The sequence below is a fragment of the Streptomyces sp. NPDC087787 genome (assembly GCF_044743035.1).
Lineage (GTDB): Bacteria > Actinomycetota > Actinomycetes > Streptomycetales > Streptomycetaceae > Streptomyces.
On the sequence record NZ_JBIUVQ010000008.1, the window covers coordinates 38,955 to 59,240 of the forward strand.

Annotated in this window: 18 protein-coding genes and 2 pseudogenes; 10 read left to right on the forward strand and 10 right to left on the reverse strand. The window is 69.9% G+C overall.

What is annotated here, in order from left to right:
* Positions 1-94: 94 nt before the first annotated feature.
* From ACIOWN_RS14785 to ACIOWN_RS14805, 5 genes and pseudogenes are all read left to right on the forward strand, one after another.
* On the forward strand, positions 95-1,903 hold the full coding sequence (locus ACIOWN_RS14785; RefSeq protein WP_362351930.1) for a methylmalonyl-CoA mutase subunit beta: 1,809 nt from the start codon (positions 95-97) through the stop codon (positions 1,901-1,903).
* The gene (scpA, locus tag ACIOWN_RS14790) at positions 1,903-4,077 is read left to right on the forward strand and encodes a methylmalonyl-CoA mutase (protein WP_362351927.1); all 2,175 of its coding nucleotides are present in this window, start codon (positions 1,903-1,905) and stop codon (positions 4,075-4,077) included. Before ACIOWN_RS14785 ends, scpA begins: the two co-directional genes overlap by 1 nt.
* 5 nt (positions 4,078-4,082) lie before the next feature.
* Entirely contained in the window at positions 4,083-5,078 is a 996-nt protein-coding gene (gene meaB, locus ACIOWN_RS14795; protein WP_362351924.1) for a methylmalonyl Co-A mutase-associated GTPase MeaB, read from the forward strand.
* 51 nt (positions 5,079-5,129) lie between these two features.
* A pseudogene (locus ACIOWN_RS14800) lies at positions 5,130-5,503 on the forward strand (zinc-binding dehydrogenase); the annotation flags it as partial.
* A 267-nt stretch (positions 5,504-5,770) separates the two neighbouring features.
* The gene (locus ACIOWN_RS14805; protein WP_362351921.1) at positions 5,771-7,189 is read left to right on the forward strand and encodes a hypothetical protein; all 1,419 of its coding nucleotides are present in this window, start codon (positions 5,771-5,773) and stop codon (positions 7,187-7,189) included.
* Between the two features lie 98 nt (positions 7,190-7,287).
* Here ACIOWN_RS14805 and ACIOWN_RS14810 read toward each other — a convergent pair whose 3' ends face one another.
* The 7 genes and pseudogenes from ACIOWN_RS14810 to ACIOWN_RS14840 form a co-directional block, all read right to left on the reverse strand.
* A complete protein-coding gene (locus ACIOWN_RS14810; RefSeq protein WP_401982397.1) occupies positions 7,288-7,632 on the reverse strand; it encodes a DUF6234 family protein in 345 nt (114 codons plus the stop codon).
* 228 nt (positions 7,633-7,860) lie between these two features.
* Positions 7,861-8,196: a TetR family transcriptional regulator C-terminal domain-containing protein gene (locus tag ACIOWN_RS14815; protein ID WP_362351916.1), complete on the reverse strand. Its 336-nt coding sequence runs from the start codon at positions 8,194-8,196 to the stop codon at positions 7,861-7,863.
* A complete protein-coding gene (locus ACIOWN_RS14820) occupies positions 8,193-8,471 on the reverse strand; it encodes a TetR/AcrR family transcriptional regulator (protein ID WP_362351913.1) in 279 nt (92 codons plus the stop codon). The genes ACIOWN_RS14815 and ACIOWN_RS14820 overlap by 4 nt, the downstream gene beginning before the upstream one ends.
* A gap of 21 nt (positions 8,472-8,492) precedes the next feature.
* A pseudogene (locus ACIOWN_RS14825) lies at positions 8,493-8,741 on the reverse strand (winged helix-turn-helix transcriptional regulator); the annotation flags it as partial.
* Between the two features lie 738 nt (positions 8,742-9,479).
* Positions 9,480-9,608, reverse strand: a complete 129-nt coding sequence (locus tag ACIOWN_RS14830; RefSeq protein WP_362351911.1) for a hypothetical protein — start codon at positions 9,606-9,608, stop codon at positions 9,480-9,482.
* Complete coding sequence (locus ACIOWN_RS14835; RefSeq protein ID WP_362351908.1) at positions 9,583-10,908, reverse strand: OFA family MFS transporter; 1,326 nt, start codon at positions 10,906-10,908, stop codon at positions 9,583-9,585. Before ACIOWN_RS14835 ends, ACIOWN_RS14830 begins: the two co-directional genes overlap by 26 nt.
* 126 nt (positions 10,909-11,034) lie before the next feature.
* Entirely contained in the window at positions 11,035-11,619 is a 585-nt protein-coding gene (locus ACIOWN_RS14840) for an XRE family transcriptional regulator (RefSeq protein ID WP_362351906.1), read from the reverse strand.
* 118 nt (positions 11,620-11,737) lie between these two features.
* Between ACIOWN_RS14840 and ACIOWN_RS14845 the strand changes: the two genes are divergently transcribed.
* Both ACIOWN_RS14845 and ACIOWN_RS14850 read left to right on the forward strand, forming a co-directional pair.
* Positions 11,738-12,574, forward strand: coding sequence for an EamA family transporter (locus tag ACIOWN_RS14845; protein ID WP_362351903.1), 837 nt, complete (start codon positions 11,738-11,740; stop codon positions 12,572-12,574).
* 29 nt (positions 12,575-12,603) lie between these two features.
* Positions 12,604-13,251, forward strand: a complete 648-nt coding sequence (locus tag ACIOWN_RS14850) for an FMN-binding negative transcriptional regulator (RefSeq protein ID WP_362351900.1) — start codon at positions 12,604-12,606, stop codon at positions 13,249-13,251.
* A 149-nt stretch (positions 13,252-13,400) separates the two neighbouring features.
* On the opposite strand, the gene ACIOWN_RS14855 is transcribed toward ACIOWN_RS14850, so the two are convergent.
* The 3 genes from ACIOWN_RS14855 to ACIOWN_RS14865 form a co-directional block, all read right to left on the reverse strand.
* Positions 13,401-13,904 carry a hypothetical protein gene (locus ACIOWN_RS14855; protein ID WP_401982400.1) on the reverse strand — a complete coding sequence of 168 codons (504 nt, stop codon included), beginning with the start codon at positions 13,902-13,904 and terminating at the stop codon, positions 13,401-13,403.
* A gap of 186 nt (positions 13,905-14,090) precedes the next feature.
* Entirely contained in the window at positions 14,091-15,632 is a 1,542-nt protein-coding gene (locus ACIOWN_RS14860; RefSeq protein ID WP_362351894.1) for a M28 family metallopeptidase, read from the reverse strand.
* A gap of 310 nt (positions 15,633-15,942) precedes the next feature.
* Positions 15,943-17,445, reverse strand: coding sequence for a hypothetical protein (locus tag ACIOWN_RS14865; protein ID WP_362351891.1), 1,503 nt, complete (start codon positions 17,443-17,445; stop codon positions 15,943-15,945).
* A 98-nt stretch (positions 17,446-17,543) separates the two neighbouring features.
* Here ACIOWN_RS14865 and ACIOWN_RS14870 point away from each other — a divergent pair, with 98 nt between their 5' ends.
* From ACIOWN_RS14870 to ACIOWN_RS14880, 3 genes are all read left to right on the forward strand, one after another.
* Positions 17,544-18,212 (forward strand): DUF305 domain-containing protein, encoded by a 669-nt coding sequence (locus ACIOWN_RS14870; protein ID WP_362351888.1) that lies wholly within the window; start codon positions 17,544-17,546, stop codon positions 18,210-18,212.
* Positions 18,213-18,379: 167 nt separating this feature from the next.
* Entirely contained in the window at positions 18,380-19,318 is a 939-nt protein-coding gene (locus ACIOWN_RS14875; protein WP_362351885.1) for a helix-turn-helix domain-containing protein, read from the forward strand.
* 45 nt (positions 19,319-19,363) lie between these two features.
* Positions 19,364-20,239 (forward strand): PhzF family phenazine biosynthesis isomerase, encoded by an 876-nt coding sequence (locus ACIOWN_RS14880; protein ID WP_362351882.1) that lies wholly within the window; start codon positions 19,364-19,366, stop codon positions 20,237-20,239.
* The last annotated feature ends 47 nt before the right edge of the window (positions 20,240-20,286 follow it).

Here is a 20,286-nt window from a genome sequence, read left to right on the forward strand (position 1 = left end):
GACGACGGGGAGGCCGGGGTCACATGGCCGGCGAGGGCAAGATCACAGCCGTGTTCTGTGCATCTCCCTAGTCTTGGTGACCTAGCATCCGAGCATGACGGTCCTGTCCGACGACGGCCTTGAACTGGCCGGCGAGTTCCCTGATGTCCCCCACGAGCAGTGGCAGCGCCTTGTGGCGGGTGTCCTGCGCAAGTCGGGCAAGGACGTCGAGGGCTCAGAAGCCGAGCAAGCCCTGTCCACGCAGCTGGAGGACGGGTTGCGCACCCGGCCTCTCTACACCGCGCGCGACGCCGCTCCCGAGCCCGGCTTCCCAGGGTTCGCGCCTTTCGTCCGCGGCGGGCGGGCCGAGGGGAACACGGTCGGCGGCTGGGACGTCCGGCAGCGGCACACGGCGGCCGACGGCGGCGCGGTGCTCGCGGACCTGGAGAACGGCGTCACCTCCCTCTGGCTGACCCTCGGGGAGGGCGGCATCCCCGTGCCGGCGCTCGGCGGGGTCCTCGACGGCGTCTATCTCGACCTGGCACCCGTCGTCCTGGACGGGGGGCCAGACGTCGAGTCCGCCGCACGGGCGTTGCTGCGGCTCTACGAGGAGCGTGGCGTCGCCAAGGACGCGGCGCGCGGCAATCTGGGCGCGGATCCGCTCGGCCACGAGGCGCGTACCGGGCAGCGGTCCGACTTCGCGGCCGCGGCCGATCTGGCGCGGCTGTGTGCGGAGCAGTACCCCGGACTGCGGGCGCTGACCGTGGACGCGCTGCCGTACCACGAGGCCGGTGGCTCGGCCGCCCAGGAGCTGGGCTGCTCGCTGGCCACCGCGGTGGCGTACCTGCGGGAGCTGACGGATGCCGGGCTGAGCGTCGAACAGGCTTGTGCGCAGATCGAGTTCCGGTACGCGGCGACCGCCGACCAGTTCCTGACGATCGCCAAGCTGCGGGCCGCGCGCCGCCTGTGGGCGAGGGTGACCGAGGTCTGCGGAGCTCCGCGCGCGGGCGCACAGCTCCAGCACGTGGTGACCTCGTCGGTGATGCTGACGCGCCGCGACCCGTGGGTGAACATGCTGCGCACGACGATCGCCACGCTGGCCGCCGGGGTCGGCGGGGCCGACTCGGTCACCGTCCTGCCCTTCGACCACGCGCTCGGCATGCCGGACGCGTTCGCGCGGCGCATCGCCCGCAACACTTCGACGATCCTCGTCGAGGAGTCGCATCTGGCCCGGGTGATCGACCCGGCGGGTGGTTCCTGGTACGTGGAGCGGCTCACCGACGAGCTCGCGCACGCGGGCTGGGAGCACTTCCGGTCCGTCGAGCGGGCCGGCGGGCAGGCGGCCGCCCTGCGTTCGGGAGACCTCGGGCAGGAGCTGGCCGCCACCTGGCAGGCGCGCACCGACAAGCTGGCCAGGCGCCGCGAACCCATCACCGGCGTCAGTGAGTTCCCGCACCTCGCGGAGAAGCCGGTCGTCCGCGAGAGCGCACCCGAGCCCCCGGCAGGTGGGCTGCCGCGTGTACGCCGCGACGAGGCGTACGAGGCGCTGAGGGCCCGTTCCGACGCCCACCTCGCCGCGACCGGCTCCCGGCCCCGGATCTTCCTCGCCGCGATCGGCCCGGCCTCCGCCCACACCGCACGGCTCACCTTCGCCTCGAACCTGTTCCAGGCCGGCGGCATCGAACCGGTCACCGAAGGCACCTTCGCGGACAGCGGAGCCACTGAGGTCTGCCTGTGCTCCAGCGACGCCCTGTACGAGGAGCAGGCGCCGCTGGTGGCGGCGGAGCTGAAGTCGTCGGGCGCGTCGCACGTGTTCCTCGCCGGGCGCCCCGGGCAGTACCCCGGTGTCGACGCCTACGTCTTCGCCGGCTGCGATGCCGTGGCCGTGCTGTCCTCCACCCTCGACCGTATGGGAGTGTCGTGATGGGAATCCCGGACTTCTCCAGGATCGAGTTGGGGACCCCGGCCCGCGACGGCGGTGACGGCGAGTGGCACACGGCGCTCAAGAAGGCGTCCGGCGGGGACGACCTGCTCTGGAGGACCCCCGAGGGCATCCCGGTCAAGCCGCTCTACACCGGCCGCGACCTGGAGGGCCTGGACTTCCTGGGCACCTATCCGGGCGTCGCGCCGTACCTGCGTGGCCCGTACCCGACGATGTACGTGAACCAGCCGTGGACGATCCGCCAGTACGCGGGCTTCTCCACCGCCGAGGAGTCCAACGCCTTCTACCGGCGCAACCTGGCAGCCGGCCAGAAGGGCCTGTCGGTCGCCTTCGACCTGCCCACGCACCGCGGCTACGACAGCGACCACCCGCGGGTGACCGGCGACGTCGGCATGGCGGGCGTCGCCATCGACTCCATCTACGACATGCGTCAGCTCTTCGACGGCATCCCGCTGGACAGGATGACGGTGTCGATGACCATGAACGGCGCCGTGCTGCCCATCCTCGCCCTGTACATCGTGGCGGCTGAGGAACAGGGCGTGCCGCCCGAGAAGCTGGCCGGGACCATTCAGAACGACATCCTCAAGGAGTTCATGGTCCGCAACACCTACATCTATCCGCCGAAGCCGTCGATGCGGATCATCTCCGACATCTTCGCTTACACCTCGCAGCGGATGCCCCGCTACAACTCCATCTCCATCTCCGGCTACCACATACAGGAAGCGGGCGCCACGGCCGACCTGGAGCTGGCGTACACCCTCGCCGACGGTGTGGAGTACATCCGGGCCGGCCGGGACGCGGGTCTGGACGTGGACGCGTTCGCGCCGCGGCTGTCGTTCTTCTGGGCGATCGGCATGAACTTCTTCATGGAGATCGCCAAGCTGCGGGCGGCGCGGCTGCTGTGGGCCAAGCTGGTCAAGCAGTTCGACCCGCAGAACGCCAAGTCCCTGTCGCTGCGCACCCATTCGCAGACCTCGGGCTGGTCGCTGACCGCGCAGGACGTCTTCAACAACGTCATGCGCACCTGTGTGGAGGCGATGGCGGCGACCCAGGGCCACACCCAGTCGCTGCACACCAACGCCCTCGACGAGGCCCTCGCCCTGCCCACCGACTTCTCGGCCCGCATCGCCCGCAACACCCAGTTGCTGATCCAGCAGGAGTCCGGCACGACCCGGGTCATCGACCCGTGGGGCGGCAGCGCCTACGTGGAGAAGCTGACCTACGATCTCGCCCGCCGGTCCTGGCAGCACATCCAGGAGGTCGAGCAGGCCGGCGGCATGGCGCAGGCCATCGACGCGGGCATCCCGAAGCTGCGTGTCGAGGAGGCCGCGGCCCGCACCCAGGCCCGGATCGACTCCGGGCGCCAGCCGGTCATCGGCGTCAACAAGTACCGCGTCGACAGCGACGAGCAGATCGAGGTCCTCAAGGTCGACAACTCCTCCGTACGCGCCCAGCAGATCGCCAAGCTGCGGCGGCTGCGCGAGGAGCGCGACGAGGCCGCGTGCCAGGGGGCGCTGGACGCGCTCACGCGGGCCGCCGCGGGCGACGGCAACCTGCTGGAGCTGGCCGTGCACGCGGCCCGTGCCAAGGCGACCGTCGGAGAGATCTCCGACGCCCTGGAGAAGGTGTACGGCCGGCACTCGGGGCAGATCCGTACGATCTCCGGTGTGTACCGCAACGAAGCCGGCGAGTCCCCGTCCGTGGACCGCACGCGCACCCTGGTGTCCTCCTTCGAGGAGGCCGAGGGCCGCCGTCCGCGCATCCTGGTCGCCAAGATGGGCCAGGACGGCCACGACCGCGGCCAGAAGGTGATCGCCACCGCCTTCGCCGACCTCGGCTTCGACGTGGACGTCGGTCCGCTGTTCCAGACCCCGGCCGAGGTGGCCCGCCAGGCCGTCGAGGCGGACGTGCACATCGTCGGCGTCTCCTCGCTGGCCGCCGGTCATCTCACACTCGTACCGGCGCTGCGGGAGCAGCTCGCCGAGGAAGGGCGCGAGGACATCGTGATCGTGGTCGGCGGGGTGATTCCGCCGCAGGACGTGCCCACGCTGCTGGAGATGGGCGCGACGGCCGTCTTCCCGCCCGGGACGGTGATCCCGGACGCCGCGTACGACCTGGTGAAACGGTTGTCGGCCGACCTCGGGCACGACCTCTGAGGACCATGGCCATCAACCTCGACACCTATGTGAAGGGCGTTCTCGACGGGAAGCGCGCCATCGTCGCGCGGGCCATCACACTCGTCGAGTCCACCCGCCCCCAGCACCGGGTGCTGGCCCAGGAACTGCTGACCGAGCTGCTTCCGCACAGCGGCCGGGCCCGGCGGATCGGCGTCAGCGGGGTGCCCGGTGTGGGCAAGTCGACGTTCATCGACGCGTTCGGCACCATGCTGACCTCGCTCGGGCACCGGGTGGCCGTGCTCGCCGTGGACCCGTCCTCCAGCCGAACGGGCGGCTCCATCCTCGGCGACAAGACACGCATGGAGCGGCTGGCCGTGGACCCGGCGGCCTTCGTGCGCCCCTCCCCCAGCGCGGGCACGCTGGGCGGGGTCGCGAAGGCGACCCGGGAGTCGATCGTGGTGATGGAGGCGGCCGGCTACGACGTGATCCTGGTGGAGACGGTCGGCGTCGGCCAGTCGGAGACAGCGGTCGCGAACATGGTCGACTCCTTTCTGCTGCTCACCCTGGCCCGCACCGGCGACCAGTTGCAGGGCATCAAGAAGGGCGTCCTGGAACTGGCCGACGTGATCGCCGTCAACAAGGCGGACGGCCCGCACGAACGCGACGCCCGCGCCGCCGCACGGGAGTTGGCGGGCGCGCTGCGGCTGATGCACGGCAAGGACGCGGTCTGGACCCCGCCCGTGCTGAGCTGCAGCGCCCGGGAGTCGAGCGGCCTGGACGTGGTCTGGGAGCGCCTCGAGAAGCACCGCACCCTGCTGGACTCGACCGGACGTCTCGCCGCCAAGCGCCGTGAACAGCAGGTCGACTGGACCTGGAACATGGTCCGCGACGAACTCCTCAGCCGTCTGCACGCCGACCCGGCGGTACGGGCTCTCGCGCCTTCCCTCGAACAGCGGGTCAGAGACGGCGAGTTGACGCCCACGCTGGCCGCTGAGCGCATCCTTGGAGCACTCGGGAACCCCGGGACGGAAACAGCCTGAGCACCCGTATTCCGACGTGATGGGCACCGGCTGGTACGCGGCCAAGGCCGCCGAGGTGGGGAGGGCGTGGCCCGGATCAAGGAGATGACCGGCGGGATCGGCGCCGACCGCGTGCTGGAGTGCGTGGGCAACGAGCAGTCGATGCAGCAGGCCCTCAACTCCACCCGGCCCGGCGGCAACGTCGGCTTCGTCGGCGTACCCCACGGCGTCTTCCTCGACGGCGCGCAGCTCTTCTACTCCCAGGTCGGCGTGCGCGGCGGCCCCGCCCCGGTGCGCGCGTACCTGCCCGACCTGATCGACCGCGTCCTCACCGGCCGGATCGACCCGGGCAAGGTCTTCGACCTGAAGCTGCCCCTGTCCGAGTGGCCGAGGGCTACAAGGCGATGGACGAACGCCGCGCCATCAAAGCCCTGCTCATGCCCTGACCTGCCCGGCCACGACCCGGCCCGACCGCTCAATCGGTAAGTCCGGCAAGTAAACTCAACGCGCTGTCCGCCGCGCGGTCCAAGAAGGAATTGACGATGCACCAACCGGTTCCTGCCAGTGCCTCGGAGCACGCCCCGGCGCAGTCCGGCGCCGCCGCAGGCCCAACATGGAAGAACCACCGCCCCTTACGCACGGGGTTCCACTGGCAGCCCACCTGGAGTCTGTCTCAATTCAGCGTCCACGCCCCGAGCCCGTACTCGGGGAGCTTGGCGGAGGCAGAAGCGGGCTTCGCCGATCACGCCGATCCGGGATTCGAAGCGACCGTCGCACGGCTGGGCCGTGACGGCCGCCGACCTGTCGAGCACCTGGACATCCTTCTCAGCCCTGACCACCTTCACCGGCCGTCCGCCCTGACGCTCAGCCTGCCCACGGGGGAACTCCTGGCGAGCGCTCAACCCGGCTGGCGGGCACCCCAACTGCACGGCTGCGCTCTGCACACCGGCGAACTCTCCGTCGAAGAAACCGCCGAGGGCCGCCGCATCACGTGGACGCCGTCCACCCTCCTCCTCATCGAGGACATCCCCCGTACGTCGCTCGACTCGCTGCCCGCGGACTCCGGCAGCATCGTCCGCTCCGGCGACAGCGACCCCGCGGACACGCTGCGCCGGCAGGCGTTCGTCCTCCTCGGCACCCGGTATCACAGTGACATTCCCCCCGCGCCCGATGACGCCTTTCCCCCCGAACCGGGATGGGAGAACTCCCGGGGATACGAGCATGTGGCGACCGACTACCCGGGCCTCTCCAGTGCCGCTGAGGTCTTCATGGACGATCAGCGGTCAACCCTGATCGTTCGTCGTTTCGGATACGGCGGCCGGGGCACCGAGTACGCCCTCTCCCTCACCCGCGAGCGCGCCGACCTGGTCGACCGCATGGTGGAGGAGTACGGGTACTCCCTCACCGCCTACGCAAGCGTCGGCGCCGGTCAGGACGTGGCACGAGCGCTCAGGTCCACCTCATGGACTCCGGCGGCCCTGCGGCGGCTGCTCCCCGTCCTGCATGTCGAGGACGCCGCCGACGCCGCCCACCTGACCGTGCGCTCCCCCGAGGAGTGGCTCCGGGACGGCTGGAATCTGCGGACGCCGAACACAGCGCACGCGTTGCTCCAGAACGCCGATCCTCGTCAGAGCTGGCGGGCTTCGGAGGCGGCAGCGCTCGCCGCGGCAGGGATCTCGGCCGACCGGGCCCGCGAACTGCGGTCGGCGGGCTGCCACTCGGTCGAGATGGCTGTCGCCGCTCATGCGCGTCGCCCGACTGCCGCGGCAAGGCAGGCACGGGAGTTGGCGCGGTCTTCGCAGACTCCGGTGCCGGATGAGATCAGCAAGCAACTCGCCCAGGCGCGGGAACACCAGGCGCGCGAGGTCGAGACGTGGCGCCGTGATCACCGGCGAAGCTGCGGTCCCGAGGGCTGGGGGGTGTGGGCAAGCCTGACACACCACACCTTCAGCCTGAGAGACGACTCCGTACGCTCGCTCTGGGACGTCACGAACGGATGGTGGGCCATCAGCGACGAAGGAGAGGATGGGCAGAGCTGCTGCCTCTTCACCGACGAACACGGGGCAAGGGATTCCTGGCAGTCGACGCTCTCGGCTCTTCAGGAGTACGAGCAGGAGCTGCTCCACGGGTGAGCTGGTGAGCGAGTCGGCCACGGTGCCGGGACATCGATGCGGCCGGCTCGTTCCGGTATTGCCTGTCTGCCTTGTGCTTCGGGGCCCCGCTGCGGGCCTTACCGGTCGGTCACGAGGTTCGATGAAACGCACGGCGTCCCGGCCCTTGTTGGGCACGCCGGTAGCGGAGATGGATGGGCACGCTCATACTCCACGTGCCAAGCAGCCAGCGTGAAGATCAGCACAATGGCCGCTATGAGCAGTTGGACCGATCCTGCGAACGGATGCGCCGAGTACAGGAAGACCACGGCGATCACGAGCACGCCCAGTGTGAATCCGCCGAGCCAGAGGACCGGCACCCAGTCCATCGTGGGTGCCCCGGTTTGTTCGTCTGCACGGCCCCATCCACGGATGACCAACGTCAACCCCAGCAGAAGGGCGACCGGGACCTCGATGAGCAGCACGATCAGACTTATGCAGCCACCCGCGAACCCGTCGCCTCGCGAGTCTGCAGGCTTCTCAGGCCGGCAGTCACTCCCCGGCAAGGGCGGTACACGCGAACTCGACTCGAAGCGCATGGCCACACGCTCGTACGTCACGCCGTGCGCTGCCCTGCGGTTCAGCAGGCCGAGACCGAGTCGTGTCTGAGCTGAGCACCTGCTGAGTCTTCGGGACCAAGGTTCTGCCGTGGGTTACTTCATCGAAGGAGCCGGCACCCCGAGGAGACGCGGCAAGGCCACAGTCGCGAACCTGTCGTACGCGTCGCGTCCCTGCACGATGCGCCCTTGCATGACAGCCCCCTCCCACGCCTCGACGATGACGAACGCGAGTTCCTCCGGGGGCGCGTCACCGGGGAGGTCACCGCCGGCCTGGGCCTCTCGGAGGCACGCGGCGATCAAGCCGGTCCACCGGTCCATGATGTGGTCCAGCTTCTCCCTGACCTCCGCGCTGTGGTCGGCCAGTTCGAGAGACATGTTGCCGACGAGGCAGCCCAGCGCGAAGTCGCGCTGCGCGTTGTGGTCCGTCATGGCCAGGAAGAACGCGGTGACGCGTCCCCGGGAGGCCGGGACGCGTCTCGCAGATGGAAGCCGAAGTCCCGGTCGATGGACGCCCAGTAGTGCTCGAGTACCGCGACCGCGAAGTCTTCCTTGCTGGCGAAGTAGCTGTAGAACGACCCCTTCGGAACACCGGCGCTGTCGGTGATCTCCTTGATGCCGCACCCGTTGAAGCCGTTCGTGTGGATGAGCTCGAGCCCCGCAGCAAGGAGGCGTTCACGGACGAGTGGATTGGCTGGTCGCGGCATCCTTCGACAATAACCGAACGGTCAGCTGTCGCAGCCTGTCGCACTCGGCCGCCCTTCGGGCAGATGCTCCTCGGCCCACTTCCCGAGCTCCAGCAGGGCGGGCTCCAGCGCGGCCCCGGCTTCCGTCAGCCGGTACGAGACGCGCAACGGCGGCCCCTCTTCGACCTCACGCACCACGAGTCCCGCGGCGCCGAGTTCGGACAGCCGGTCGGAGAGCATGCGCTCGCTGATACCGGAGACGGCCCGCCGCAGGTCGGCGAAATGCGCGGGCTACGCTGCGACTCGTTGCCGCCGCCGGGCATCGAGATCGCATGTGCGTCCATGAGCTTGTCCACGGCCTCCGCGACCACCTCCGGACTGGAGATCATCGTCAGGTGCCGGGCGCCCGGTATGAGCGTCGGAGCGGGTGCGCCGATACTTCGGGCGGTCTGGTACGGCGTCTGCGGCGTGAACACGTCGTCCTGTGCCCCGAACACCACCGCCTTGGGCAGGTCGAGGCCGGCGAGCCGCGCCAACCTGCCGGCAGGCAGACCCGGTACGCCTTCGGCCAGCATGCCCGTTGGAGGCGCGACGCGCCTGGCGGTGAAGCCGTTGTAGGCGAACGAGGCCGCTGTGACGGCCATCAGCACGACGGCAGAGCCCAGCACGACGCGCCGCGACCACCGCCGCAGCCGTGAACGGCGCGGCCGGGGCGCGTGATCGGCGGGGGGCGCCGGCGAGGTGGCCGGAAGGGCGTCGCCACCTCTGTGGAGATCAGCTGTCACGCGCCACAGGATTGCCCACCGGCAGGACCGTGGTCGTCCTGCGGAAGGAGTCATTGTGGCTACCGCGCCGGTTGCAGGGCGCTCGGTTGGCACGCTGCGCGGCTGCCCGGCCGGTCGATACGCCGGCCGGGCCGTTCACACGGCCGCCGGGAGCACACTTCACTCACATACTCCATGTGGCTGCCGCGACGGCCGGCGTCCGGGCCGCCGCGCCGTTCCCTCCAGCACCAGGGTGCCTGCCGCCTCACCCGGTGAAGAGCTGCTTGGCCTTCAGGACGAGTTCGTAGAGGCCGTAGCACAGGGGGGCGCCCACCCACAGCCAGGAGAGGAGGATCAGCGCACGCCGGTCAGGCGCGCTGCTCGTGTCGGCCATCGGCGGCCTCCTTCGGTGCGGGAATGTGGTGGCGGGGGTCGACGGGCCGGACGAACTCGTTGGCGACGAACCCGACGACGAGCAGCCCGATCATGATCACGAAGGAGAGGCCGTAGAGGGACGCCCCGTGCTTGCCGGCCTCCTCCTGACGGTCGGCTATCCAGTTCACGATCAGCGGGCCGAGGACACCGGCGGTCGACCAGGCGGTGAGCAGCCGGCCGTGGATCGCGCCGACCTCGTGGGTCCCGAACAGGTCCTTCAGATAGGCGGGGATCGTCGCGAATCCGCCACCGTAGAAGGAGAGGATCACGAGCGCGCACAGGACGAACAGCGGCTTGGACGAGTCGCCGAACGACGCGATGAGCAGATACATGAGCGCGCCGACGCCCAGGTAGACGCGGTAGATGTTCTTGCGTCCGATCAGGTCCGAGGTCGAGGACCAGCCGATACGGCCCGCCATGTTGGCCGCCGACAGCAGAGCGACGAAGCCGGCGGCCGCGAAGGCCGACACCGGGGTGGAGGTGTCCGCGAAGAAGTCCGTGATCATCGGGGCGGCCTTCTCCAGGATGCCGATGCCGGCGGTCACGTTCATGCAGAGCACGAGCCACAGGCACCAGAACTGCGGGGTGCGCACGGCACTGCGGGCGGAGACCTGAGCGCCGGCGGAGGCACTCGGCCCGCTCTCGACGGGCTTCCCGGCCCGCGGCACCCGCACCAACAGGACGCCCAGGGACATGAAGACGGCGTACGACAGTCCGTGCACGAGGAAGGCGAGGGCGATCCCCGAGTGGCCGGCGCCGAAGGAGTCCAGCATCTGCGCCGACCAGGGCGAGGCGATCAGCGCACCGCCGCCGAAGCCCATGATGGCGATGCCGGTGGCCATGCCGGGCCGGTCCGGGAACCACTTGATCAGGGTGGAGACGGGCGAGATGTAGCCGATGCCCAGCCCGATGCCGCCGACGAACCCGTAGCCGAGGACGATCAGCCAGTACTGCTCGGTCTGTGCCCCCAGCGCGGCGAGCAGGAAACCGGAGGAGAAGCAGACCAGGGCGACGGTCATCGCCCAGCGCGGTCCGTTGCGTTCCACGAGCGTGCCGCCGAACGCGGCGGACAGACCGAGCATCACGATCGCCAGCTGGAACGGCAACGCGCTTTGTGTGCCGTCCAGATGGAGCGCTGACTCCAGGGGCGGTTTGAACACGCTCCAGGCGTAGGCCTGGCCGATGGACAGGTGGACCGACAGAGCGGCGGGCGGAATCAGCCAGCGGCTCCATCCCGGGGGAGCGACAGGAGCACTCATGATCCCGGACGGTACGAATCCCGTGCCTTGCTGAACACCATCCGGTCGACCGTGTGCGGTAAGCGGCGTTCCTCGTGCGACGAACGGTCGTACCCTCAGGTACCCCCCGGCCGGGGCCGCGGCCCCTCAGCTCGGGGAGCCGGGTCCTGGCGGGATGTGAACGGTCATGATCAGGTGGCAGGTGCCGGTGCCCGAGCCGCGGTAGGTGTGGGTGGTGTCGCCGTCGAAGGTGGCGGTCTGTCCGGCTTCGACGGTGTGCTCGGTGCCGTCGACGACCAGTGTCATCCGGCCGGACGTGACACTGACGGTTTCCACGACGCCCGGCTGGTGGGGGTGGCTGGGGTACTCCTCGCCGGGCTCCAGTTTCCAGCGCCAGACCTCGACCGGAGCCGGTCCGGAGGTGGTCAGCATGAGCCGGGCCTCGCCGCCCCGCTCCCCCGCCCACAGGGGCATGACGGCGTCGGCGGACACCACGCGGACGCTGCCTTCGGCCGGTCCCTCCATCAGCGCGGACACCGAGATGCCGAGGGTGTCGGCGAGGCGGACCAGGGTGGCGAAGTTCGGGTTGCCCTGGGCCTTCTCCAGCCCGACCAGGGCACCCTTGCTGACCTTGGCCCGGCGGCCCAGCTCGTCCAGCGAAAGGCCCGCACGGGTGCGTGCGGCTCTGACGTTGTGCGCGAGCGTGCGCAGGGCTGCTTCGGCCTCGGGCACCTGATCACCGTCCTGACGAGTGGAGCACTTCAATGGACCGTCCGGTCATTTGGTTGACAGAAGGCGGTCGTTTCATTGTACGGTCGGGTCGTTCCAATGTGAAAGTTAGGGAAGTACCGTGTTCGCTCTGCTGCTGGCCCTGGGCAGCTCTCTCGCCTACGGATGCGCCGATTTCCTCGGTGGCCTCGGCGCCCGCAAGGCGCATGTGCTGCGCACCGTGCTGGTCGCGGCCCCGGCCAGTCTCGCCGTCGAACTGCTGCTGTGGCCCGTCCTGGGCGCCTCGTTCACCTGGGCAGGCGTCGGGTGGGGCGCGGCCTCCGGGGTCGCGTCGGCCGCCGCGTTCGCCCTGCTGTACAAGACCCTCGCGATCGGCCCGATGAACGTGCTCTCGCCGCTCACGGCGCTGGTGTCCACCGCACTGCCGGTCGCCGTCGGGCTGCTCCAGGGCGAGCGCCTTGGTGTGGCGGGCATCGTGGGTCTGCCGCTGGCGCTGGTGGCCGTGGTCATGGTGAGTGCCGGGCACGGGGCACGCTCGTCGCGTCCGTCGCGGACGGCTCTGCTGCTGGCCTTCGGGGCGGGCGCCGCCATCGCCCTTCAGCTCGTCTTCCTGCACCAGGCGCCCTCCGACAGCGGCGTGGCCCCACTGATCATCGGCAGAGCGGTCTCCTCGGCCGTCACCCTGGCCGCGGCCGCGGTGATGCGCCGCCGACTGGGCCCGGAGAGGCCCGCCTACGCGATCTCCGCGACCGCGGGCGTACTGGACTCGCTCGCGAACCTGCTCTTCCTGCTCGCCGCCCGCAGCGGCGACCTCACCGTCGTCGCGGTGATCACCGCCCTGTATCCGGCCGGCACGGTCCTGCTCGCCCGCGGCGTGCTAGCCGAACGCATCCACCGCGGCCAGCTCGTCGGCCTGGGCACCGCCGCCGTCGCGGTCGGCCTCCTCGCCCTCACCTGACCAACTGCCTTCCCCCTCAGGAGAACCACATGTTCATCCAGCCCTGGGACGCCTCCCTGGACGACACCGAATGGCAGACCTGGATCGCCGACGGCCACGACTTCGGCCAGCTCGGCGTCAACGGCCTGCCCGGCCAGGCGCCCGTCGTCGTCCCCACCCACTTCACCACCGACGACGGCCAGTTGCTGGTCCACCTCGCCCGGCCCAACCCGGTCTGGAAGGCCATCGAGCACGACCCGAACGTCACCTTCACCGTCATCGGCGACTACGCCTTCGTCCCCGGCCCCTGGCGCGCCAAGCCCGGCATCCCTCCCACCGACGGCGTCCCCACCAGCTACTACGCGGCCGTCCAGTTCACCTGCCGCGCCCACATCGTCGACGACCCCGAGGCCAAGGCCGACCTGCTGCGCCGCCAGATGGCCCACTTCCAGCCCGACGGCGACCACGCTCCCATCGACGTCGACCAGCCGCCGTACGGGCGGATGCTGCCCGGCATCCGCGGGCTGCGCCTCGAGGTCACCGAGGTGCGGGCCAAGTTCAAGTACGACGACCACAAGCCCGTCGAGCACCGCACCGCCGTCGCGGGCCACCTCACCGAGCGTGGCCGGGGCCTGGACGTGCCCACCGCGCGCCAGCAGTTGCGCCGCCTGGACCGCATCGGCGCCTGGAGGCCCTGACCCCAGCGGCCCGTGCGCACACAGGACAGGGCGTCGCTCATGACCGCCGTCCGCATCGGCCCCGCCGTCGCCGGCGCCTTCACCTGACGCTTCCATTCGGCAGGGGAAGGCGTACAGCCGCTCGCCCCACACGGCAAAGTGCGCGCGGGTCAGGGGAAGGTGTAGGTGACCACGGCGCGGGCCGGAAAGCGGAAGGCATCGTTGACCGTGGGTGAGCGCTCGACCAGGACGCTGACGTCGGCACCGTCGTCGGTTGTGGAGTGGTAGAGCCAGAGCGGCTCCCGCAGGGGTGTGCCGCACAGGTCGTCGGGGCGTGCGATGCCGTCGTCGACTTTCTCGCCGTACTCTGTGTCGAACAGCGGTTTGTCCTCCGGGAGGATGCCCGCGCGGTTGAGGTAGTCCGGTATCCGGCCGCTCACGAAGGCGACTTCGGCTCTGCCGTTCCGGGTGAGGTAGTGGATGTCGGAGGCACCGGCGGGGATCGGGGCGCCGCCGGCGCTGATCACGCCGGGCAACTTCGCGTCGCTTCCCGCGCATGCCCGAGCATCGCCGAAGGGGTGGAACAGTTCGTCACGGAGCAGCCAGACGGCACCTCCGGCCAGTGCCGCGAGGACGACCACGACGGCTCCGAGGCAGGACAGAAGGCGCCGCACGCCTCCCCCGTTGCCAGGCGTACCGCTCACGTTCCCCCCTGGATGGTGTCATGCGTACGAGCAAGCGGAGCATACGCCAGTGATCAGCCGGCCCAGGAGGCGGTCCCCCGCCCTGCCGCGTGCGTGTCGCCGCGGAAGTGGGGGGAGGGCCGGGCAGTCCGGCCCTCCCCTTGTGCGGAGCGGGAGTTACTCGGTGACCTCGTGGTCGTGGCCATCGTGCAGGCCGCCCCCGCTGCCCGCCGAACCCTTGGTGTTCTGCGGCGTCACCGGCTTGCTCAGGATGCTGGTGTCCCAGGCGTACTGGCCCACCGCGTTGGCGATGACGTCGATGTTGACGTCGAACGCCTTCATGTTGATGTTCTTCAGGTTGTCGCAGGCCGCGTGGTAGCAGGCGTCGTACGCGACTCCGGCCTTACCGCCGTACACCTTTGCCTGCCCGCCCGTCTTGATGCCCTCCGCGCCGGTGAACGTGCCGCCGGAGGGGATGCCGACCTCGATGAACGGCCCGTAGTCGGAGCGGCCGGTGAAGTCGGTGCCCTCGTGCGGGATGCGCCTGCTGTCCAGGTAGTCGGTGATCTGCCGCTCGAGCTGCGCCGAGCCCTCCGGGCCGGGGCCGGCACCGACCTGGTCGGAGTCGTCGCCGTCGTAGACGAACTGGGCGTAGTTCGGCGAGGCGATCATGTCGAAGTTCAGGTACAGCTTGACCTTCGCACGGTCCGCCGCCGAGAGGCCGTCGACGTACGCCTCCGAGCCCAGCAGGCCGAACTCCTCGGCCGACCACCAGGCGAAACGTACCTTGTTCTTGACCTTCTCGTGGGCGAGGTTCAGGGCCACGTCGAGGATGCCGGCGGAGCCGGAGCCGTTGTCGTTGATGCCCGGTCCGGCCGCCACCGAGTCCAGGTGGGCGCCGAACATCACCACGTTGTCGGCGCTGCCGGTCCTGGTCTCGGCGATCACGTTGTAGGTGTGCCGCGTCTCCGCGAAGGTACGGATCTCCAGGCTGACGGTCACCGCGCCGGCGGCGGCCTTCGCCGCGAGCGCCTCGCCGTCCGCCTGGGTGACGCCGCCGGCCGGGATCCTGGCGGCGGACGGGTCGCCCAGGGTGCCGTTGAGCGCGCCCTCGGTGTTGTTGTAGATGATCGCGCCGACCGCGCCCGCACCGGCGGCGGCCACCTGCTTCTCCGCGAAGGTGCAGCCGCCGCGCTTGATCAGTGCGATCTTGCCGGTGAACGTCCCGGAGGCGTAGTCCCCCGGCTCGCAGCCGGTGGTGTCGTCGACCGGCACCACCGCGACCGGGGCGGTGATACCGCCGACCGGGCTGCTGGCCGAGTACGTCATGGCGATCACCGGGACATCCTGCTGCTGCGGCGACACCACCCGCAGGCTCTGCGCCAGCGTCTCGGCGAACGGGTAGTCGAACTCGTTCCGGGTCACCGAGTACCCGGCCTTCCGCAACAGGCCCTCGACGTATTCGGCCGACTGCCGGTGCCCCTCCGACCCGGCCACCCGGGTGTTCCCGTTCTTGTCGGCGATCCGCTGGAACTTCTTCAGATGCTCGTAGGCATCCTCGGCGTTGCTCTTCTTGACGAGCTTCTTCGCGAGCTGGACAGCCTCCTTCGCAGGGTCGCTGTGAGCGGAGGCGGTGCCCGAGCCGATCAGCAGCAGCGGCGCTATGAGCCCTGCGGCGGATACGGCGGCTACCGTGGTACGGCGGTTCCGAGCGTTCAAGACGCTTCCTTCCGGCAGTCCATCAGAAATGGGCGTAAATGGCCGAAAACAGGCCGAGGGACGTACGGCGGTACCCCGGGGCAGGCAGAAACGACCGGATCGCACCGCTCCCCTGCCACCGGCAAGGAGAAAGGTATCTGCTCAGTAAACGCCTGGTAATGGGTTGACAAGAATCTTTGACGCCGACGCCGCCGCGCGGGTGCCGGGCACACCGATCGGCCACCGCCCGTCAGTCGCGGTGCGGTTGTCCCGCCGGGCGGTGAACCGCCCGGCGGGACCAGTGCCGTTGTACCGGCGGACCCTGGCCGGGTCAGTCGAAGTAGTCGGGCTGGGTCTGGACGTTCAGCTGGTCCATGTGGACCTTCCGGGCCGGGTCGGTGCGCCGGTCGTTCAGCTTGAGCACATCGAAGCCCTTGGCGATGTCGTTCGAGTAGATGTAGCCGTTGTAGTAGTACGCGGACCAGGAACCGCCCACCGTCAGACGGTCCGTGCTCAGCGGGCCGCGCTCGAAGTAGCCGATCTCCTTCGGCTGCGTCGAGTCGGTGAAGTCCCAGACCGAGACGCCGCCCTGGTACCAGGCCTGGACCATGAGGTCGCGGCCCTTGACCGGGATCAGCGAGCCGTTGTGGGCGACGCAGTTCTCGGTGTCCGCCTGGTGGCGCGGGATCTTGAAGTAGCCGCGGAACACGAGCTTGCGCTGGTCGCCCTTGCCGACGATGTCGTAGATGCCGTCGGCTCCGCGGTTCGGGCCGATGGCGGCGTTGCAGGTCGCCGCGCCTCCGCCGCCGAGTTCGTCGGTGAAGACGACCTTCTTCGCGGTCTGGTTGAAGGTCGCCGAGTGCCAGAACGCGAAGTTGACGTTGTCCTGGACCTGGTCGATGACCTTCGGGTGCTCCGGGTCCTTGATGGACATCAGGACCCCGTCGCCCATGCAGGCACCGGCGGCCAGGTCCTTCGACGGCAGCACGGTGATGTCGTGGCAGCCGGTCGTCTTGGAGACACCCGGGTTGGTGGGCGCGCCGGGGTTGCCGCCACCGTCGGGGCCCTCACCCGGGAAAAGCACGGCGAAGTTGACGACCGCGGCCTTCTGGGGAGCGTCGCGCGGCACCTTGATGATCGAGATGCCGTCGTGCGGCGGTTGGCAGTCGGGGAACGACGGACTCGGGGAGTACGAGGACACGTAGATGTAGACGTTACGGCCGTGCGGAACGAGGGAGTGCGTGTGCGAGCCGCAGTTGGTCTCGACGGCCGCGACGTACTTGGGGCTCTTCTTGTTGCTGATGTCGAAGATCTTCATGCCCTCCCACGACGACTTCTCGGTCGCGGGCTGCGACGTGCTCGAGCAGGAGTTGTCGCTGCGCGAGGAGTCGGTCGACAGGAACAGCAGGTTCCCGTAGACGGACACGTCGTTCTGCGATCCCGGGCAGAGCACCTGGGAGACCGTCTTGGGCGCCTTCGGGTTGCTGATGTCGAAGATGCGGAAGCCGTCGTAGTTGCCGGCGAACACGTACTTGCCCTGGAAGGCGAGGTCCGAGTTCAGGTCCGTCAGGGCGTCCTTGGGGACGTTGACGAGGTGCTCGATGTTGTCGGAGTGGACGATCTCGTCCTGCGCCGGTATCTCGCCGTCGGCGATGGCCGTTCTGGTCTCGGCCGCCTCGCTCTTCGACACTCGCTGGGGTGTGGTGGCGGCGTCGCCGGGGTCGGGCGTCGCCATGGCCGGAGCCGCGGTGAGCAGCGCCGCCAGCAGGCCCGTGGCTGCTGCCACAACTCCCAGGCGCCTGGGCCGTGTTCGGGGACTGTTCAACAGGTTCACTGTTTCCTCCCTGGTGTCCGTCCGCAAGGGAACGGTTCACGGACAGCCGCAGTATCTTACCTTTCATGTACAGATCAAAAGATGGCAATGCGCTCGGTATGAAAGTCTTTGATCGTGTCAAGTGGCGGACAATCGCCGCTCTCACCCTTGTCACTCTCACCGTCGGCGCGTGCGACTCGGGCACGGACGCACCGGAGAAGAGGAGCGCGCCCGGCCCCTCGGTGATCGCCCCCGGTAAGCCCGGTGAGCCCGCCCGGACCCTGTCCGCCGAGGAGGCCGCGAAGGAGATTCCCGACGACTCCCCCAACGCGGCGGACTTCGAATACGTCCAGATGATGATCGTCCACCACGGCCAGGCACTGGAGATGACCGAACTGGCCCCGCACCGGGCGAAGTCGGGCAACGTGAAGCGGATGGCCTCCCGCATCGCCGCGGGCCAGGGGCCTGAAATCGACGCCATGAAGGGGTGGTTGAAGAACCATGGCGGAGAGCGGCGCACGAGTGGCGGCGCGGGCTCGTCGCACCAGCACGACCACGCCACGATGCCCGGCATGGCGACCGAGGCCCAACTGGCACAGCTTCGCGCGGCGCGCGGAGCCGCCTTCGACGAGCTGTTCCTGAAACTCATGACCGCGCACCACTACGGGGCGATCACCATGGCCACCTCGGTGCTCTCGGACGGCAACAACGTACAGGTCGAGGAGATGGCGAACGAAGTGATCGCCCAGCAGACCAGCGAGATCAGCCGGATGCGTGAGATGCCCTGACGCTCGGCGCGGCGTCCCGCGGGCCTCTCGTCCGGCCCTGGCCCGGCCCTGGGCGGCCCGGCCCGCCTGCGGGTGACATCTGCTCGAGGCGCCGCCGCGCAGCACGCGGCGGCGCCTCGGCGTGATGCCGCGGTGGCGGGAATGCGGTGATGCGTTATGTTCCCGCCATGCACACCGTCGCCGTCCTGGCTCTGGATCAGGTGATTCCCTTCGACCTGTCCACGCCGATCGAGGTCTTCTCCCGCACTCGGCTCCCCGACGGGCGCCCCGGCTACCAGGTCCGCGTGTGCGCCGAGCGCCCCGAGGTCGACGCCGGCACCTTCACCCTCCGCGCGCATCGCACGCTCGACGGCCTCAAGGGCGCTGACACGGTCATCGTGCCGGGCACGGCCTCCCCCACCGCACCGCTCACGCCCGAGGTCCGCGAGGCGCTGCTGGCGGCCGCCGCGGACGGCACCCGCATCGCGTCCATCTGCACGGGCACCTTCCCGCTGGCCGCCACCGGTCTCCTCGACGGACTGCGCGCCACGACGCACTGGCTGGCCGCGGACCTGCTGGCCGCGCTGCATCCGAAGGTCACGGTCGACCCCGACGTGCTGTATGTCGACAACGGCCGGCTCCTCACCTCCGCGGGCGCCGCCGCAGGCCTCGACCTGTGCCTGCACATGATCCGCGGCGACTACGGTTCGGCGGTGGCCGCCGACGCCGCCCGGCTCTCCGTCATGCCGCTCGAACGGGAGGGCGGACAGGCGCAGTTCATCGTCCATGACCACGCGCCCACACCGCAGGGTTCCTCCTTCGAACCGCTGCTCGCCTGGCTCCAGGACAACCTGGACCGGAACCTGACCCTCGCCGACATGGCCGCGCACGCCGGCGTCAGCACCCGCACCCTCATGCGCCGCTTCCGCGAGCAGACCGGGACCAGCCCGCTGCAATGGCTGCACCGGGCGCGCGTCCGGCAGGCCCAGCACCTGCTGGAGACCACCCGGCATCCGGTGGAGCGGATCGCGGAACAGGTCGGGTTCGGCTCGCCCACGGCGTTCCGCGACCGCTTCAAGCGGACGACGGGCGTCAGCCCACAGGCGTACCGCCGCACATTCAGTTGAAGTCGAACAGGAATAGCCACGGCCCTGCCGCGTGTTCCCGCGCACATGACGACGAACGCGCCGCGGCCCGAGGTGCTGCGCTACACCGCCTTCTCCGGCGACCCCGACGGTGGAAACCCCGCCGGTGTGGTTCTGGACGCCGCCGCCCTGGACGACAGCGACATGCTGGCCATCGCCGCCGGCCTCGGGTACTCGGAGTCCGCCTTCCTGACCGCGCCCCCAAAGGACCTGGACGGGCCGGAGGGACGGACGTACAGCATCCGCTACTTCAGCCCCAAGGCCGAGGTGCCGTTCTGCGGGCACGCCACCGTCGCGACCGCCGTCGCGCTCGCCGAGCGGACCGGTCCCGGCCGGCTCGTGTTCGCGACGCGAGCCGGCACCGTGCCGGTGGAGGTGGCCGAGGAGGGCGGGACGGTCAGGGCCACACTCACCAGCGTCGAGCCGTACATTGACGAGATCGGTCCCGCCGACCTCGCGGAGGCGCTCGCCGCGCTCGGCTGGCCGGCCGCCGACCTCGACCCGGCCTTCCCGCCCCGCATCGCTTTCGCCGGTGCCCGCCATCTCGTGCTCGCGGCGGCGACTCGCGCGCGCCTGGCGGATCTCGCATACGACTTCCAGCGGCTCGAAGCCCTGATGCACCGCCTGGACCTGACCACACTTCAGTTGGTGTGGTGGGAGTCGCCCGCCGTCTTCCATGTCCGTGACCCGTTCCCCGTCGGCGGCGTCGTCGAGGACCCGGCGACCGGCGCCGCGGCCGCCGCGTTCGGCGCGTACGCCCGTGAGCTCGGCCTGGTACCCGAGGACGCCGTCCTCACCCTGCGTCAGGGTGAGGACCTGGGCCGCCCCGGCGAACTCACGGTGACGCTGCGCGCGGGTGACCCGCGCGTCCGTGTCGGCGGCACGGGAGTTCGCATCGGCTAGTGCTGTGACCGGGGAGGTCTGCCGGAAAGCTCGCGGCGTCCGGTGCT

Coding starts and splice junctions, on each gene's coding strand:
- ACIOWN_RS14875 (WP_362351885.1), top strand. CDS start 18,380: ATGCACACCGTCGCCGTCCTGGCTCTGGATCAGGTGATTCCCTTCGAC.
- ACIOWN_RS14880 (WP_362351882.1), top strand. CDS start 19,364: ATGACGACGAACGCGCCGCGGCCCGAGGTGCTGCGCTACACCGCCTTC.
- ACIOWN_RS14785 (WP_362351930.1), top strand. CDS start 95: ATGACGGTCCTGTCCGACGACGGCCTTGAACTGGCCGGCGAGTTCCCT.
- meaB (WP_362351924.1), top strand. CDS start 4,083: ATGGCCATCAACCTCGACACCTATGTGAAGGGCGTTCTCGACGGGAAG.
- ACIOWN_RS14835 (WP_362351908.1), bottom strand. CDS start 10,908: ATGAGTGCTCCTGTCGCTCCCCCGGGATGGAGCCGCTGGCTGATTCCG.
- scpA (WP_362351927.1), top strand. CDS start 1,903: ATGGGAATCCCGGACTTCTCCAGGATCGAGTTGGGGACCCCGGCCCGC.
- ACIOWN_RS14870 (WP_362351888.1), top strand. CDS start 17,544: ATGAAAGTCTTTGATCGTGTCAAGTGGCGGACAATCGCCGCTCTCACC.
- ACIOWN_RS14850 (WP_362351900.1), top strand. CDS start 12,604: ATGTTCATCCAGCCCTGGGACGCCTCCCTGGACGACACCGAATGGCAG.
- ACIOWN_RS14820 (WP_362351913.1), bottom strand. CDS start 8,471: ATGCCGCGACCAGCCAATCCACTCGTCCGTGAACGCCTCCTTGCTGCG.
- ACIOWN_RS14815 (WP_362351916.1), bottom strand. CDS start 8,196: ATGACGGACCACAACGCGCAGCGCGACTTCGCGCTGGGCTGCCTCGTC.
- ACIOWN_RS14830 (WP_362351911.1), bottom strand. CDS start 9,608: ATGGCCGACACGAGCAGCGCGCCTGACCGGCGTGCGCTGATCCTCCTC.